Source organism: Thalassospira lucentensis (genome assembly GCF_032921865.1).
In the GTDB taxonomy this organism is placed as follows: domain Bacteria; phylum Pseudomonadota; class Alphaproteobacteria; order Rhodospirillales; family Thalassospiraceae; genus Thalassospira; species Thalassospira lucentensis_A.
Genome location: NZ_CP136684.1, coordinates 3870551 through 3885782 on the forward strand (window position 1 = coordinate 3870551; position 15232 = coordinate 3885782).

The 15232-nt window shown below is 54.1% G+C and carries 17 protein-coding genes; 3 read left to right on the forward strand and 14 right to left on the reverse strand.

All coding sequences use genetic code 11. From position 1 onward, the window contains the following. Positions 1 to 49 precede the first annotated feature (49 nt). The 13 genes from parC to folK all read right to left on the reverse strand — a co-directional run bounded on the left by parC (position 50) and on the right by folK (position 11284). Positions 50 to 2293: a DNA topoisomerase IV subunit A gene (gene parC, locus R1T41_RS18720; protein ID WP_317338521.1), complete on the reverse strand. Its 2244-nt coding sequence runs from the start codon at positions 2291 to 2293 to the stop codon at positions 50 to 52. 145 nt (positions 2294 to 2438) lie between these two features. Continuing rightward, a complete protein-coding gene (gene recO, locus R1T41_RS18725; RefSeq protein ID WP_209222011.1) occupies positions 2439 to 3188 on the reverse strand; it encodes a DNA repair protein RecO in 750 nt (249 codons plus the stop codon). A 9-nt stretch (positions 3189 to 3197) separates the two neighbouring features. Further along, entirely contained in the window at positions 3198 to 3365 is a 168-nt protein-coding gene (locus tag R1T41_RS18730) for a hypothetical protein (protein WP_156484559.1), read from the reverse strand. Next, positions 3365 to 3595 carry a hypothetical protein gene (locus R1T41_RS18735; protein ID WP_247742192.1) on the reverse strand — a complete coding sequence of 77 codons (231 nt, stop codon included), beginning with the start codon at positions 3593 to 3595 and terminating at the stop codon, positions 3365 to 3367. Before R1T41_RS18735 ends, R1T41_RS18730 begins: the two co-directional genes overlap by 1 nt. Positions 3596 to 3645: 50 nt before the next feature. Beyond that, on the reverse strand, positions 3646 to 4584 hold the full coding sequence (gene era, locus R1T41_RS18740; RefSeq protein WP_062961496.1) for a GTPase Era: 939 nt from the start codon (positions 4582 to 4584) through the stop codon (positions 3646 to 3648). After that, positions 4577 to 5260 (reverse strand): ribonuclease III, encoded by a 684-nt coding sequence (gene rnc / locus R1T41_RS18745; RefSeq protein ID WP_062948708.1) that lies wholly within the window; start codon positions 5258 to 5260, stop codon positions 4577 to 4579. Before rnc ends, era begins: the two co-directional genes overlap by 8 nt. Next, on the reverse strand, positions 5260 to 5994 hold the full coding sequence (gene lepB / locus R1T41_RS18750; protein ID WP_404969441.1) for a signal peptidase I: 735 nt from the start codon (positions 5992 to 5994) through the stop codon (positions 5260 to 5262). The genes rnc and lepB overlap by 1 nt, the downstream gene beginning before the upstream one ends. Positions 5995 to 6036: 42 nt before the next feature. Continuing rightward, the gene (gene acpS / locus R1T41_RS18755; protein ID WP_062948704.1) at positions 6037 to 6432 is read right to left on the reverse strand and encodes a holo-ACP synthase; all 396 of its coding nucleotides are present in this window, start codon (positions 6430 to 6432) and stop codon (positions 6037 to 6039) included. Further along, positions 6429 to 7178, reverse strand: coding sequence for a pyridoxine 5'-phosphate synthase (locus R1T41_RS18760; RefSeq protein WP_062961495.1), 750 nt, complete (start codon positions 7176 to 7178; stop codon positions 6429 to 6431). The genes acpS and R1T41_RS18760 overlap by 4 nt, the downstream gene beginning before the upstream one ends. Beyond that, positions 7175 to 7837 carry a DUF2062 domain-containing protein gene (locus tag R1T41_RS18765; protein ID WP_317338526.1) on the reverse strand — a complete coding sequence of 221 codons (663 nt, stop codon included), beginning with the start codon at positions 7835 to 7837 and terminating at the stop codon, positions 7175 to 7177. Before R1T41_RS18765 ends, R1T41_RS18760 begins: the two co-directional genes overlap by 4 nt. Before the next feature lie 179 nt (positions 7838 to 8016). Then, positions 8017 to 10158, reverse strand: a complete 2142-nt coding sequence (locus R1T41_RS18770) for a bifunctional (p)ppGpp synthetase/guanosine-3',5'-bis(diphosphate) 3'-pyrophosphohydrolase (protein ID WP_317338528.1) — start codon at positions 10156 to 10158, stop codon at positions 8017 to 8019. Positions 10159 to 10300: 142 nt separating this feature from the next. Further along, positions 10301 to 10639, reverse strand: coding sequence for a DNA-directed RNA polymerase subunit omega (gene rpoZ / locus R1T41_RS18775; protein ID WP_062948696.1), 339 nt, complete (start codon positions 10637 to 10639; stop codon positions 10301 to 10303). A gap of 117 nt (positions 10640 to 10756) precedes the next feature. Next, the gene (gene folK / locus R1T41_RS18780; RefSeq protein WP_097050203.1) at positions 10757 to 11284 is read right to left on the reverse strand and encodes a 2-amino-4-hydroxy-6-hydroxymethyldihydropteridine diphosphokinase; all 528 of its coding nucleotides are present in this window, start codon (positions 11282 to 11284) and stop codon (positions 10757 to 10759) included. 191 nt (positions 11285 to 11475) lie between these two features. On the opposite strand from folK, the gene R1T41_RS18785 reads away from it, so the two are divergent. The 3 genes from R1T41_RS18785 to recQ all read left to right on the forward strand — a co-directional run bounded on the left by R1T41_RS18785 (position 11476) and on the right by recQ (position 14646). Then, the gene (locus tag R1T41_RS18785) at positions 11476 to 12084 is read left to right on the forward strand and encodes an NYN domain-containing protein (protein ID WP_317338531.1); all 609 of its coding nucleotides are present in this window, start codon (positions 11476 to 11478) and stop codon (positions 12082 to 12084) included. A gap of 68 nt (positions 12085 to 12152) precedes the next feature. Further along, a complete protein-coding gene (locus tag R1T41_RS18790) occupies positions 12153 to 12794 on the forward strand; it encodes a uracil-DNA glycosylase (protein WP_097050202.1) in 642 nt (213 codons plus the stop codon). 43 nt (positions 12795 to 12837) lie between these two features. Next, positions 12838 to 14646, forward strand: a complete 1809-nt coding sequence (recQ, locus tag R1T41_RS18795) for a DNA helicase RecQ (RefSeq protein WP_297014529.1) — start codon at positions 12838 to 12840, stop codon at positions 14644 to 14646. A gap of 12 nt (positions 14647 to 14658) precedes the next feature. Here the strand turns inward: recQ and R1T41_RS18800 are convergent, their stop codons facing one another. Further along, entirely contained in the window at positions 14659 to 15159 is a 501-nt protein-coding gene (locus R1T41_RS18800; protein ID WP_317338534.1) for a glutathione peroxidase, read from the reverse strand. Between the last annotated feature and the right edge of the window lie 73 nt (positions 15160 to 15232).

Here is a 15232-nt window from a genome sequence, read left to right on the forward strand (position 1 = left end):
TCCCTGCCCTTATCCCTTTATTCTCTCGCTATCAGATCAAGCGAATGTGTTACTCGAACTTGTTTGATCGCGGGAAACCGGTCGGCGGCATACGACCGGCACCGGCACGCTTGCCAATCCATTCGTCAAGCTCGGTAACCGTACGTGTGCGGCCTTCACTGCCACCCATTGTCCAGCTCAGACCTTCTTCAAGATTGAACAGAATAAGGTCTGCCAAGCCACCCTGACGATATTTCTGCAGGATGACCCCGCGCCCGCGGGTCATTTCTGGCACCTCGGCCACCGGATAGATCAGAAGCTTACGGTTTTCGCCCAATACAGCGACATGATCCTGATCGACTGGCAGGCAGATTTTGGCCTCTTCATCCTTGCCAAGGTTCAAAATCTGCTTACCGTTCTTGGTCTGGGCGACAACATCAGCCTCTGCCACCTGGAAGCCGCGGCCGGCCGAGCTTGCAACAAGCAGGTTCCGGCCCGGCTTATGGATAACCATTGCAACAATGTCATGTTCCTGTGGCAGATCAATTGTCAGCCGGATCGGTTCACCATGGCCACGGCCGCCCGGAAGCTTGTCACATGACATCGTGTAACAACGGCCTTCGGTGCTCATAATCAGAAGCTTGTCAGTGGTGAAGGCTTTAAGGGCAAAGCGGCCCTCGTCACCATCCTTGAACTTCAGATCACTGGTATCGGCGGTATGCCCTTTAAGGGCTCTGATCCATCCCATTTTCGAACAGATCACCATGATCGGCTCACGTTCGATCAAGGCTTCAAGGGGGACTTCGATTTCTTCCGGCGCATCACCGATTTCGGTACGGCGCTTGCCAAGGGTCGTCTTCTTGCCGAATTTCTCGCGCATTTCCTCGACTTCGTCGCGGATTTTTTCCCAACGCAGCGTTTCGCTGGCAAGAAGCGCTTCGAGGCCTTCTTTCTCTTCGGTCAGTTTGGCATGCTCGTTTTTGATTTCCATCTCTTCGAGCTTGCGCAACGACCGCAGACGCATATTAAGAATTGCATCCGCCTGAACTTCGGTGAGATTGAAGGTCGTCATCAAGGAAACCTTCGGCTCATCCTCGAACCGAATGATCCGGATCACCTCGTCCAGGTTCAGATAGGCAACAAGATAACCATCAAGAACTTCAAGACGATGATTGATCTTGGCCAGTCGATGGTTGGAACGACGGATAAGAACATCCTGCCGATGCGCCAGAAACGCACGCAGCACTTCGCGCAGGTTCATCACGCGCGGCGTATTGTCCCCGTCCAGCACGTTCATGTTCAGACCAAACCGGATTTCCAGTTCGGTATTCTTGAACAGCATTTCCATCAGATGTTCCGGCTCGACAGCACGGGTGCGCGGTTCGAACACCAGACGGATCAGGTCGGTCAATTCATCGCGGACATCGGCCAGAAGCGGAAGCTTTTTCAGAACCATAAGGTCTGCAATACGCTCGACCAGTTTGGCTTTCTGAACCTGATAGGGAATTTCGGTCACAACGACCTGGAACAGCCCGTGACTGAGTTTCTCGACTTCCCATTTGGCGCGCAGACGGAATGAACCGCGCCCGGTAGCATAGGCCTCAAGAATATTTTCGCGCGGCTCGACCAGAACACCACCCGTCGGGAAATCCGGCCCCGGCACACATCGCACCAGTTCCGCAATCGACGTATCGGGATTATCGATCAGCTTGATCAGGCCGGCACACAGTTCGCCAACATTGTGCGGCGGAATGTTGGTTGCCATACCAACCGCGATACCAGCGGCGCCATTGGCAAGCAGGTTTGGAAACGCTGCCGGCATGACAATCGGCTCGTGATCTTCGCCGTCATATGTCGGCCGGAAGTCAACCGCATCTTCATCAAGGCCGTTCATCAAGGCCGCGGCAACCGCGGTCATGCGGGCCTCGGTATAACGCATTGCCGCTGCATTATCGCCGTCGATGTTGCCAAAGTTCCCCTGCCCGTCGACCAGCGGATAGCGAACGGCAAAATCCTGCGCCAAACGGACAAGCGCGTCATAGACCGACTGATCACCATGCGGGTGATATTTACCGATCACGTCACCGACAACACGGGCGCATTTCTTGAAGCCCTGCGCCGGATCAAGCTTTAGCTGGCGCATGGCATACAGCAGACGCCGATGCACAGGTTTCAGACCATCGCGCACATCGGGAAGAGAGCGCGACATGATCGTCGACATGGCATAAGCGAGATAACGTTCGCTCAACGCGTCCGCAAGGCGCGTTTCCCTGATTTGGCCGGCATTGGCCGGATCGGAAGTCTTGGTGCTCATGAACGATTTTTCTTGTTGTTTGGCAGGTTGCAATCAATTCGGCAATTCAGTCCGTTATCCGGCGCTCAATCACCATTTTGGCAACATACTACGGTGGGTATGGTTCTGGTCAACACAAGTCCGCATCAAAGTACGGTATTTATTTTTAATCCGTGTCTGCTGATCGCCAGATATGGCTTACCAATCTGTCGCGGGCTGCAACGGGCTTTACACCTTTTGCCTCGAAAATATCGCGATGAATGAAAAATCCGGTCAGTTTGATCCCCTGTCGGAATTGTTCGTTCAACCCTTGTTCCCGACTGCTTTGAGACGCCCGCCCACCAGCCAGAAACGCCGGCAACGGCAACAGACGGTCACGATAGGCCGTGCCTGCGGCCTCGGAAACGGCGCGGCCACTTTTGGGGGAAACAAAACACAGATCATCCGTGACATCGGTTGCCGCACAACGATCAAGGCTTAACCCATATCCAAGTTCGTCAAGCAAACCGACTTCCCATCGGATATAGGATGCCAGCCATTGTTCTGTCTTAAGGGCCGCAAGCAATGCGACGGTACCGTGATATAATGCGGCATGTGCTTCGCGTTCCGGCAAAGTGACTTCAAGCATGGCACAGGCCGAACTCAACGCCATCAACGGCCCGGGAGACAGCAAAAGATCGGCAACATGCGCGCCCGTCAATTCACAGCGAAACTGCCCCAGATGTTCAGCCAGTCTGGCCGACCATCCCACCCGAACCTCGTTTCCGGGCTCAAGCGTGCCGCGCATGGATTTGCTGGTCGCCCCGCGTACCATACCGGCATATCGGCCGTAGTCGCGTGTCAGAACCGAGAGACGTACCGAATTTTCGCCGAGCTTGCGTGTGGACAGGACGATTGCATCATCACGCCAATCCATCCTGCACCTCTAGAAAAAGCCGCGTGGCAGGATCAGACGGGTAACAAGAAAGAAAAGACCGGCAAGACTGGATGCAAGGCAGATCAACGCAACAATAAAAACAATACGTTTCAATGTGTTGCTGTTTTCAACTTCATCAATTGCATCATCAATCGGATCATTGTGGTGCCTGGTCATTACGACGGTCCATTTCCATTCAAACGCCAAAGCAATCCAAGAACGAATGTCGCAACAGCCGCCAGCAAAGCCAGAAGATTAACCGGGCGCGAAAGGAATGATTTCTCGCGCTCGATATGTTTGCCGTCGTGCCGATAACGGAATGGCCGGCGGGCAACACGCGCAACGATCATCGCGGCAACGGCGCCAACGACAATCAACACTATTCCCCAGATAGATCCGTTTTCCATATCCAAACCCGTTGGCTGGCTACAATCGCGTCTCGCTTGCCGGACATGCCTCAAGCGTTGGGATCAAGTCCCCACATTGCAAAGCGGTTGGGGTCATCGCCCCAGTTTTCCCGGACCTTGACGAACAGGAACAGATGAACGCGACGTTCAAAAATGGCTTCCAGCTCCTTGCGGGCATCACTGCCAAGTGCCTTGATGCGCTTGCCACCTTTGCCGAGGATGATGGCTTTCTGGCCCTCGCGTTCCACGAAAATCGTCTGCTCCAGCTTGACCGATCCGTCCTTGCGCTCTTCCCACAGCTCGGTTTCGACAGTTGCCGAATACGGCAATTCCTGCTGTAGCTGATAATAAAGCTTTTCGCGCGTGATCTCGGCCGCCAGCAAACGCAACGGCATATCCGAAACGTCGTCTTCCGGGAACATCCAGGGCCCATCAGGCATTTTCGCAGCCAGGAAATTCACCAGATCCTGTGTGCCGGAACCTTTCTTTGCCGAAATCATGAAGACATCGGTGAAAACTTCCTCGGCGAAGAATTCCTGCGACAGGCGCAGAAGCTTTTCCTTGTCGGCAACCTTGTCGACCTTGTTCATCGCAAGAATGGCCTTGCGGTTCTGTGTCTTTAGCTGGTCGATGATCGCACGGACTTCTTCGGTGATCCCTGCCCCGGCATCAATCACAAGCACAACCAGATCGGCATCGTCCGCGCCGTTCCACGCGGCTTTGACCATCGCACGGTCAAGACGGCGTTTCGGTGCGAAGATACCCGGCGTATCGATGAACACAAGCTGTGCGTCCTCGGTCATGACGATTCCGCGCACGCGCGTCCGTGTCGTCTGCACCTTGGGAGAGACAATCGATACCTTCGTACCGACAAGCTGGTTCAGAAGGGTTGATTTACCGGCATTTGGCGCACCGACCAGTGCGACAAACCCGCACCGCTGCTGATAAGGTAATCTGTCTTCGTTCACAGGCGTGGGAACCTCATTCATGGTTCAGTGTATCCAACATCAATTGAGCGGCCAGTTGTTCCGCCTCGCGTTTCGATTTGCCTTCGGCCTTTACGCTTTCACCGTCTCCGGTGCTTAGTTCGATGGTAAAGACAGGTGCATGTGCTGGGCCCTGACGACCGACCATTTCATATTTCGGCAATGGTTTGCCGCGTCCCTGCAACAGTTCCTGCAAACGGGTTTTCGCATCCTGCGGCGGCTTGGGCGCTTCATCGAGAAGCGGCAGCCAAAGCCGTTCAATAAACACTCTCGCGGGCTCCAGCCCACCGTCAAGATAGAGTGCGGCAATCACTGCTTCCATGCAATCAGATAAAATGGCGGGATTGGTGTCTGCACCAGCGGCACGTTCGCCTTTTGCCATTTGAATGTGATTGCCAAGACCAATCTGCTGCGCCAGCCTCGCAAGCGTTTCACGGCGGACAAGGGCGACAAAACGTTTGGCCATCGCGCCTTCGCGCTCCCGACCAAACCGCGTGTAAAGCATTTCGGCAACAACAAGCCCAAGGACACGGTCGCCAAGAAATTCCAGCCGTTCATTGCCACCACTTAACGCATCCTTGCCTTTGGCGGCACTGCGATGCGTCAACGCAACCCGAAGCAGATCGGGTTGCGCAAATTCGTGATCAATTTCAGCAATCAATGGCGCAGTTTCGGCCATTAGTTAACTCCCTGGAACAACCGGTCAAACCGGATGCTGCCCAAGTCATAAATCGGCTGCGAGCTGTCTTTGGAATAGAACAGGAATTCCGCACGTCCCACGAGGTTTTCGATCGGAACGAACCGGAACCGCGACGGGAAGGCACGGCTGTCTGCCGAATTGTCGCGGTTGTCACCCATCATGAAGAAATGCCCTTCGGGAACGGTAAAGGGTTCGGTGTTATCACTCGGCCCCTGATCGCCAAAGATTTCAAGGATACGATGAACCTTACCGTTCGGAAGTGTTTCGATATATTGTGGAACGGCAATTGCCTGCCCGCTGCCATCGGTCAGGATGTAATCCTCGATCCGGTCACGTTCGACGGTTTTGCCGTTAATCAGCAAACGACCATTGGTGACCTGAACCGTATCGCCCGGCAGGCCGATAACACGTTTGATGTAATCCTGCGACGGATCGGCAGGCAGTTTGAAAACCACCACATCGCCGCGTTCCGGTTCGGACGACATAATACGCCCGGGAATCAGCGGCACGCTGAATGGGAGGCTGTGCTTTGAATATCCATAGGAAAATTTCGACACGAACAAATAGTCGCCAACCAGCAAGGTCGGGATCATCGAACCAGATGGAATATTAAACGGTTCGAAGGCGAATGTCCGAACCAGAAGCGCGATCACAATGGCCCAGAAAACGGTTTTCAAGGTGTCCAGAAGTCCACCCGTTTTCTTCTTTTGCACTAGCTTTTCCATTCAGTATCTAAACCAATCATTTTTTACCAATCAATCGGCCGAAATTACCACGACCGCATTCGCCAACGGGTATTCGTCTGTCAGTGTTACATAAACTGATGCAACTTTTCCTGTTGGCGTCAATTCTTCAAGTCTTTTCAGCGCGCCGTCAATCAACACCATGTCAGGCTTGCCACTGGGCTGATGCACAACCCCCATGGTGCTGTGATACACACCACGACGAAAACCTGTTCCCAATGCCTTGGAACATGCTTCCTTTGCCGCAAATGCCATCGCCAGTGATGATGCCGTCCTGTGCGGGCGGCGCACGGCACGTGCGATCTCGATCTCGGTGAAAACGCGCTTCATGAAACGCTCGCCATGACGATCCAGCGCTGTTTCAATCCGCCGGATATCACACAGATCGGTGCCAATGCCAATAATCATTGTGCGTTGTCACTTTCCTGGCGTGCCAGATCCATCAATCGACGCATTTCTGCAATGCTGTGTTCAAGGCCGGTAAACACCGCCTCGCCAATCAGGAAATGGCCGATATTAAGCTCGGCAATTTCCGGCATCGCCGCGACAGGTGAAACCGTATCAAAGCTAAGACCATGTCCGGCATGAACTTCAAGCCCGATACTGGCACCATAACGAACGGCATCCCGAATACGTTCCAGCTCGTGCGCCCGTGCCTCGCCCGTTTTATCGCAATAGGCACCGGTGTGGATTTCAACAACGGGCGCGCCAAGATGTTTGGCCGCATCAAGCTGCGCCTTTGATGCCTCGATAAACAGCGAAACACGAATCCCCGCTGCCCCAAGTTCCGAAACATATTTATGCAGGTGATTATGCCCGCCTGCGGCATCCAGACCGCCTTCGGTCGTGCGTTCTTCGCGCTTTTCCGGAACGATGCAGGCGGCATGCGGCTTTGCAGCGACCGCAATCGCCAACATTTCATCCGTCGCGGCCATTTCGAAATTCAGTGGAAGATCAATTTCGGCGCGCAAGCGTTTGATATCATTATCTGAAATATGGCGACGATCTTCACGCAGATGGGCGGTAATACCATCAGCACCGGCTTTTGCGGCCAGGATTGCCGCCCTTACCGGGTCGGGATGCACACCGCCACGCGCATTGCGGATCGTGGCAACATGGTCGATATTCACACCCAGCCTTAATTTCGCGCTCATTGCTTTTCGTCCTGCTTTTTGGTGGCGTGGGCCGCAGCCGTCCCGATCTTCTTTTTCGCACCTTCAAGCATCGGGCCAAGCCCATGACGTTCGGATGTTTTCATCCGGCGCAGGATGCGGTTGTGACGATAGATGACGACGGCCCGGCGTACAGGGAAGTAAAACAGCATCCAGACGACAAGTGAAGTGGGAACGCAACCGACCATCATCGGCCAGATGATGTCGACGATACTTTCCCAAAGCCGCGCCAAGGCAGCCTGATCGGCCGTATCCCAGTGACCGAAAATCAGTCCCCCGCCAATATAGTTCAGCCCCATGACCACAAAGTCCCAGAGCACCGCCATATTGAAATGCACAGTATCGGTCGCAAGGTTCGTTCCAAGAATCCAGTTGCCGCACGTATAAAGCCACAACCAGATGAACGGAAATGTCCAGGGATTGCCAACGATCGTTCCGAGTAAAGACGCAACCAGATTGCTTCGTGTCAGTATGCTGAACAGCGCCGACAGAACAAAATGAAAGCCGATGAACGGGGTAAAGGATACCGCGGCCCCGATGGCAAACCCCGAAGCGATGCTGTAGGGCGTTCCCGGCAGTCGAGCCACCCGATGGGCGAAATATCGCGACGATCTGCGCCAGCCTCCGCGCGGCCAGAGCACATTTCTTATGCGTTCAAAGGATGTCGGTTTGATGCGGCGCCGGAACATGCAGGATCAATTCATAGGCCGAACGGGACAGGCGTAAAACAGGTGTGGCATATGCGTAAGTGTTAGGCGCCCGCTTGGCAAGGATTTTGCGCCCGATTTGCCCAAAAGGCGAACTCCTTCACAATCCTGTTTCATCCGCGTGCGCGCTCAACGGTGTTGACCACAGGTGTCGCGCGTAATGCCGCGATGATGTTGGTCAGATGTTTGACGTCAACCACATCAATATCGATCAGCATTTCAAAGAAATCCTGCGTGCGGTTGGTAAAGCGAAGGTTGGTGATGTTGCCGTGGTTCTTGGCAATCACGCTGGTAATTGAACTCAGCGCCCCCTGCTCATGCCCGACAGTCAGGCCAAGGCGCCCGATGAAATGTTCCGGCTCGCCATCATTGTCCCAGCCAACGTCAAGCCAGCGTTCCGGCTGCTCGGTAAAGGTTTCAAGCGTATCGCAATCAATTGTATGGATCGTGACACCCTTGCCGGTCGTAACGATGCCGACAATCCGGTCCCCCGGAAGCGGATGGCAGCACCCGGCATAGTGAACAGCCATGCCCGGGATCAGCCCCTTAAGCGGTATGGCGTGGTCATGTTTGCGATTGCGCGCACGTTCCAGCGGCACGACCTTGCGCGCGGTTTCGACATCTTTCGTGCCCGGGAATACCGCATGAACAATCTCGCGGCCGGTATGGTGCCCTGCCCCGACCGACGCCAGAAGCGTATCGACACTTGGCAGTTTGAAGATCTTCAGGACACCATCGATTGCCTTGTCGGAATAATCGTAGCCTTCCTGCCGGAATGCCTTTTGCAGAATGGCCTTGCCCAGATCCTTGTACTGGTCTTCCTGCTGCTGGCGGATGAAACGGCGGATACGCGCACGCGCCTTGCCGGTCGCGACAAACCGTTCCCATGTGGGATTCGGTGTCTGCGCCTTCGAGGTTACGATTTCGACCTGATCACCATTATTCAGGGTCGTGCGCAACGGTACCATCGCGCCGTTCACTTTCGCCCCGACACAGGTGTCGCCGATATGGGTATGGATCATATAGGCAAAGTCGACAGGCGTGGCACCAGCCGGCAATGCAATCACATCGCCTTTCGGGCTGAAACAGAACACCTGATCCTGGAACATCGCAAGCTTGGTATGCTCAAGGAATTCTTCGGGTTCTGAGGCATGTTCAAGGATATCAAGCAGATCGCGCAGCCAGCGATACTGAACGCCTTCCTTGTTTTCATCCCCGTTGCCCTGTTTATAGGCCCAGTGTGCAGCCACACCGTTTTCGTTGACCTCGTGCATCTGCCGGGTGCGTATCTGCACCTCGATACGATGATTTTCCGGGCCAAGTACGGTGGTATGAATGGATCGGTAGCCGTTCGGCTTGGGGGTCGATATGTAATCCTTGAACCGGCCCGGCACGACCTTGTAGTTGGCATGCAGATAACCAAGAACCTCGTAGCATTGCGGCATGTCCTCGACCAGAACACGGAACGCCATGATATCGGACAGTTCACCAAAGGTGATGTTCTTGCGCTGCATCTTCTGCCAGATCGAATAAGGACGCTTTTCACGCCCGTAAATATCGACCGACAGCCCCTGACGGCTGATGACTTCTTTCAGCTCGCTGACAATCCGGTTGACGACATTGTCGTCCTTCTCGCGCAGGAACTCCAGACGCGCACGGATCGAATCACGTGCTTCCTGATTGATATGCTGGAAGGCAAGGTCTTCAAGTTCTTCCTTGATGTCGTGCATACCGATGCGTTCAGCAAGCGGCGCATAAATCTCGAGCGTTTCGGCGGCAATCCGCACCCGTTTTTCCGGCTTCGGGATGTAATGCAGGGTGCGCATGTTGTGCAAACGGTCGGCAAGCTTCACCAGCAGAACCCGGATGTCCTCGGACATTGCCAGCAACAGTTTGCGGAAATTCTCTGCCTGTTTTGAGTCGGCAGATTTAAGCTCGATCTGGGTCAGCTTGGTCACACCATCGACCAGCTTCATGATGTTGCTGCCAAACAGCTTGGTAATTTCCTGCGGTGTTGCGTCGGTGTCTTCGATGGTGTCGTGCAACAGTGCCGTGATGATCGTGTCGCAATCAAGTTTGTAGTTCGTCAGAATACCGGCGACTTCGATCGGATGGGAAAAATACGGGTCCCCATTGGCGCGCTTCTGCGAACCGTGTTTTTGGGTAGCATAGACATATGCCCGGTTCAGCGACGTTTCGCATGCATCCGGATCATAGGCCTTAACCCGTTCCACAAGTTCGTATTGGCGCATCATTCAGTGGCTTCTCCGTATTCGTCTGACGGGGCTAAATCCATACCCCTTCATAAGATAGTACGATTTGGATAAAAAAAAGCCACGGAAGATAATCACCGTGGCTTTTCTTTTGAAAGCTGTCTCAGAACAAGGTTACTTGACCTTATTCGTCTTCGTCAGCGGACGGGATGGTCACGCCAACCGAAGCATCTTCAATTGCTTCTGCCATCAGCTTCGGACCAAAATCGTCTTCGGCTTCTTCAGGCTCATCGGATTCCACATGCCGCTGCAAGCCGGAAACCATACCATTGCGCAGATCGTCATAATCAACGGTCTGTTCTGCAATTTCGCGCAGGGCAACAACCGGGTTCTTGTCGTTGTCACGATCAATGGTCAGTTCGGCACCGGCCGAGATGTTGCGTGCACGCTGAGCTGCCAGCATCACGAGCTCGAAGCGGTTCGGAATCTTTTCAACGCAATCTTCGACGGTAACGCGCGCCATAAATGTCTCCAGAAATACTTTTGGGGTGTCCAGACCGGACTTTATAGCGTCGCATTTGGATTGTTGCAACAGCGAAGCCGTCCGGATGGGAAGGTTTTTAGCGGTTCTTTACGCATATCAGGATTGTTTGCGGATTTCCTGATCCGCCGGAAGCGCCCCGATCAAATCATCAATCGACTGACAAAGCTGCGGATGCTGCCAGTTTGGAACGATATCGCGAAGCGGCAGCAGAACGAACGCCCGTTGGTGCATGCGTGGATGGGGCACCTGAATACCACCCTGCTCGATCACCAGATCATCCCCATAGGCAATCAGATCAAGATCGATGGCACGCGCCTCGTTTCTTTCGCGCCGAACGCGGCCAAACTCGGCCTCAACCTTGTGTAAACGCGCCAGAAGATCATGCGCGCTCAAACCGGTTTCAAGCCGGGCGACACCATTGACATACCAGGGCTGATCCGACACGGGAACCGGGGCGGTCTCGTAGAACGGGGATACATTTGCCACAGAAATGTCGCCATCCTCCGCCAATCGTTTAAGGGCCGCTTTCAATGTATCGGCAGGCGCCCCATATTCCTCGGTAGGAAGATTGGCGCCAAAGGCGATCAGGATCACCCTGTCATTACGGGCAGTGTCGTTGTTCATGGTCGGCTTGCTCACGAAACGGGCTGTTGCACATCATTTGCGGGGATGCTGGCGCATAACTACGGAAGCGATCCCGTTGTGTCCACGATATTTTCGCCCTTTCTTTGTGTGCAGTTGCACGGTAAAAAAGTCGGCGTTTCCCGAATTTTGGAAACGGCATTATTAAAAAGCTATGTTTGAGGAATTTTCAGATGATTTTTTACCCGCAGGAACGCATCGGGCTGTTCATTGACGGCTCGAACCTCTATGCCGCGGCCAGAGCACTTGGTTTCGACATAGATTACAAACGCTTGCTGGATCTTTTTGCACAAAAGGGTCAACTGATCCGTGCCTTCTACTACACCGCGCTGATCGAAGATCAGGAATACTCCCCCATCCGTCCGCTGGTCGACTGGCTTGACTATAATGGCTACACCATGGTCACCAAACCGACCAAGGAATTCACCGATGCCGCCGGTCGCCGGAAAATCAAGGGCAACATGGATATCGAGCTTGCGATCGATGTCATGGAAATGGCCCAGCATCTTGATCATGTTGTCATTTTCTCGGGCGATGGCGATTTCCGACGTCTTGTCGACGCGGTTCAGCGCAAAGGTGTTCGTGTTACCGTTGTATCGACCGTCAAATCGAATCCCCCGATGGTTGCCGACGAACTGCGTCGTCAGGCCGACAACTTTATCGAGTTGACGGAACTGGAAGGCACAATCGCCCGCAAGGTTCAGCAACGTCGCGAAGATGACCATCCGGATTTTGACGATCACCCGCAACATCCCGATCTTGAAGAAATTGATTTCGATTAATCTCCTCTTTTGTTGATCAAATGACCGGGCGCAGAACAAATTGCGCCCGGCAAACTGTCGGACACGCCATGACCACCTACCTTCAACCCGACAGGGACTGCCAACTTTGCCCGCGCCTTGTTGATTTTCGTCGTGCCAATCAGGCAAAATTTCCCGATTTCTATAACGGTCCGGTCCGCCCTTTTGGGCCCATTGATGCCCGCCTGCTTGTCGTTGGACTTGCACCGGGCTTAAAGGGGGCGAATGCAACCGGTCGCCCGTTTACCGGCGATTACGCCGGTGATCTTCTTTATGACACGCTCAGGAAATTCGGTTTTGCCAAGGGCACCTATGCAAAACGTCCGGATGACGGACTTGAACTGATTGATTGCCGGATCACCAATGCCGTCAAATGCGTGCCGCCGGAAAACAAGCCGACAGGCCCCGAAGCCAATACCTGCCGTCCCTTCCTGATCAGCGAATTTGGCGCGATGAAAAACCTTTCGGCCATTCTGTGCCTTGGACAGGTTGCCCATCAGGCCATGCTGCGCACCTTTGGCCTGAAGCTTTCATCCCTGAAATTCGGTCATGGTGCATCCCATCAAATGGAAAATGGCATCACACTGTTTGATAGCTATCACTGTTCGCGCTACAACACCCAGACCTATCGCCTGACGCCGGAGATGTTTGAAAACGTCTTTGCCGATATCCGCGCACATCTGGACCGTTAAATTGCCTGATACAGCACCACTACCCGACCTGCTCGACCGACCCATGCAACGTCTGCCGATTGACGTTCTGCGCGAAGTATTCGGCTATGACAGTTTCCGTGGCCAGCAGGCCGAAATCATCGACCATGTGATTGCCGGCAACGATGCACTGGTTCTGATGCCAACGGGTGGCGGCAAATCCCTGTGTTATCAGATTCCCGCCTTGTGTCGCCCCGGAACCGCCGTTGTTGTGTCACCACTGATTGCGCTGATGAAGGATCAGGTCGACGCACTAAGCCAGCTTGGCGTCAAGGCGGCCTTTATAAATTCAACACTTACGCCCGAAGCTGCACGCGAAATAGAAACCCGTGCGGTTGATGGCGATATTGATCTGCTTTACGTGGCGCCTGAACGGTTTGCGACGGATCGTTTTCTCAACCTGCTTGACCGGATCAGCATATCGTTGTTCGCGATTGACGAAGCCCATTGCGTTTCGCAGTGGGGGCATGATTTCCGGCCGGAATATCGCAGGCTTGATCTGCTGCCAACGCGCTTCCCGCATGTGCCGCGTGTTGCCCTGACCGCAACGGCAGATACCCCGACCCGCAAGGACATTGCCGAAAACCTGCATCTGACGAATGCGCAATGTTTTCTGACCGGTTTTGACCGACCCAATATCACCTACCGGATCGAAACAAAGGGCAATTCAAAACAGCGCCTTCTGTCGTTCCTGAACCGGGAACATCCCGAAGATGCCGGCATCGTCTATTGCCTGTCTCGCCGCAAGACAGAAGACGTTGCCCAATGGCTGACCGATAACGGGCGCCCCGCCTTGCCCTATCACGCCGGACTGACACAGGAAACAAGGCAGCTTCATCAGGACAGGTTCCTGCGCGAAGACGGTCTGATCATTTGCGCAACGGTTGCCTTTGGCATGGGGATCGACAAGCCGAATGTCCGCTTTGTCGCCCATCTGAACCTGCCCAAAAGCATGGAAGCCTATTATCAGGAAACCGGCCGTGCGGGCCGCGACGGCCTTCCGGCCAATGCATGGATGAATTACGATCTGTCCGATATCGTTTCCATCCGCTCCATGCTGGCATCATCTGACGCACCTGACAGTCAGAAGCGCATTGAAAGCCGCAAGCTTGATGCCTTGGTCGGCCTTGCCGAAACCACAAAATGCCGTCGCCAGGTCATTTTGTCCTATTTCGGTGAAGAAGACGCAAAACCCTGCGGCAATTGCGATACCTGTCTTGAGCCGGTTGATACCTGGGACGCAACAGATGCATCCCGCAAGGCACTCTCAGCGGTCTACCGCACCGGACAGCGGTTCGGTCCGGCCCACATCATCGAAGTCCTGATGGGACGTAAAACCGAAAAAATCCGCCAAAACAATCATGACGATCTTTCCGTCTATGGTATCGGCAAGGATGTTTCCCAACCGCAATGGCGATCTGTTTTCCGCCAGTTGCTTGCCATGGGCTATCTTCAGGTTGATGTCGAAGGCCATGGTGGTGTTTACCTGACCGAGGAATCCCGTCCTGTGCTGCGCGGCGAGAAAGTCGTTGAAATGCGCAAGGATCCGGGCGAAAGCAAACGTGCCATGACCAAGCGGCTGCGTGATTTCGATACCGAGTTCGAGAGCGAGGAAGACCGCGATCTGTGGGAACGCCTGCGCAACCTGCGCCGCGAGCTTGCCAGCAGCCAGAATGTCCCGCCCTATGTCATTTTCAGTGACAGAACGCTTTGGGAAATGGTCCGGTTCAAACCGCGGACATTGCAGGATATGGCATCGATCAATGGTGTCGGCGTCAAGAAACTGGACCAGTATGGTCTTGTTTTCCTTGATGTCATGGATGGACGGCGCTGATCCGGACCGGCATCAAGCCCCGGCCAGAGCTTCCTTGATTGCGCTCACAACCGCATCATCTTCCGGCTTGATCCGGGTGGCAAAACTGGCAACCAGATTGCCGTTCGGATCGACCAGATATTTGTGGAAGTTCCATTTCGGGGCCTGATCGCTGCCAAGTTCCGCCTCCGCCCATTTAAAGAACGGATGCGCATCGTCTCCACGAACAGACTGTTTGGTGGTCACCGGGAAATCGACATCAAAATTGACGGTGCAGAAATCCTTGATTTCACTGTCATCGGCATATTCCTGCCCACCAAAATCACCCGATGGAACTCCCAGAACAACCAATCCATCCGCCTGGTATTCCGACCAGAGTGCCTGAAGCCCGGTATATTGCGGTGTATAGCCACACATCGACGCGGTATTGACGACCAGAACCGCCTTGCCGCGATAATCCGCAAGATTGATTTCTCCCCCGTCAATTGATGGGAATGAAAAATCGTGAGCATTCATCGCTTTATCGCCAGCCATGGCAGAATTTCCAATCATCAGGCAAATCAGTCCACATAAACCGGACTTCAACAGATTCCGCATTCCGTTTTCG

What these genes read in the sequence shown, in the direction of transcription:
- R1T41_RS18760 (WP_062961495.1), bottom strand. Translation starts at nt 7,178, where the DNA reads ATGAGCGCGAAATTAAGGCTGGGTGTGAATATCGACCATGTTGCCACG.
- R1T41_RS18770 (WP_317338528.1), bottom strand. Translation starts at nt 10,158, where the DNA reads ATGATGCGCCAATACGAACTTGTGGAACGGGTTAAGGCCTATGATCCG.
- R1T41_RS18730 (WP_156484559.1), bottom strand. Translation starts at nt 3,365, where the DNA reads ATGACCAGGCACCACAATGATCCGATTGATGATGCAATTGATGAAGTT.
- R1T41_RS18790 (WP_097050202.1), top strand. Translation starts at nt 12,153, where the DNA reads ATGACCACCTACCTTCAACCCGACAGGGACTGCCAACTTTGCCCGCGC.
- recO (WP_209222011.1), bottom strand. Translation starts at nt 3,188, where the DNA reads ATGGATTGGCGTGATGATGCAATCGTCCTGTCCACACGCAAGCTCGGC.
- acpS (WP_062948704.1), bottom strand. Translation starts at nt 6,432, where the DNA reads ATGATTATTGGCATTGGCACCGATCTGTGTGATATCCGGCGGATTGAA.
- folK (WP_097050203.1), bottom strand. Translation starts at nt 11,284, where the DNA reads ATGAACAACGACACTGCCCGTAATGACAGGGTGATCCTGATCGCCTTT.
- R1T41_RS18735 (WP_247742192.1), bottom strand. Translation starts at nt 3,595, where the DNA reads ATGGAAAACGGATCTATCTGGGGAATAGTGTTGATTGTCGTTGGCGCC.
- parC (WP_317338521.1), bottom strand. Translation starts at nt 2,293, where the DNA reads ATGAGCACCAAGACTTCCGATCCGGCCAATGCCGGCCAAATCAGGGAA.
- R1T41_RS18785 (WP_317338531.1), top strand. Translation starts at nt 11,476, where the DNA reads ATGATTTTTTACCCGCAGGAACGCATCGGGCTGTTCATTGACGGCTCG.
- rpoZ (WP_062948696.1), bottom strand. Translation starts at nt 10,639, where the DNA reads ATGGCGCGCGTTACCGTCGAAGATTGCGTTGAAAAGATTCCGAACCGC.
- R1T41_RS18800 (WP_317338534.1), bottom strand. Translation starts at nt 15,159, where the DNA reads ATGGCTGGCGATAAAGCGATGAATGCTCACGATTTTTCATTCCCATCA.
- rnc (WP_062948708.1), bottom strand. Translation starts at nt 5,260, where the DNA reads ATGGCCGAAACTGCGCCATTGATTGCTGAAATTGATCACGAATTTGCG.
- era (WP_062961496.1), bottom strand. Translation starts at nt 4,584, where the DNA reads ATGAATGAGGTTCCCACGCCTGTGAACGAAGACAGATTACCTTATCAG.
- recQ (WP_297014529.1), top strand. Translation starts at nt 12,838, where the DNA reads ATGCAACGTCTGCCGATTGACGTTCTGCGCGAAGTATTCGGCTATGAC.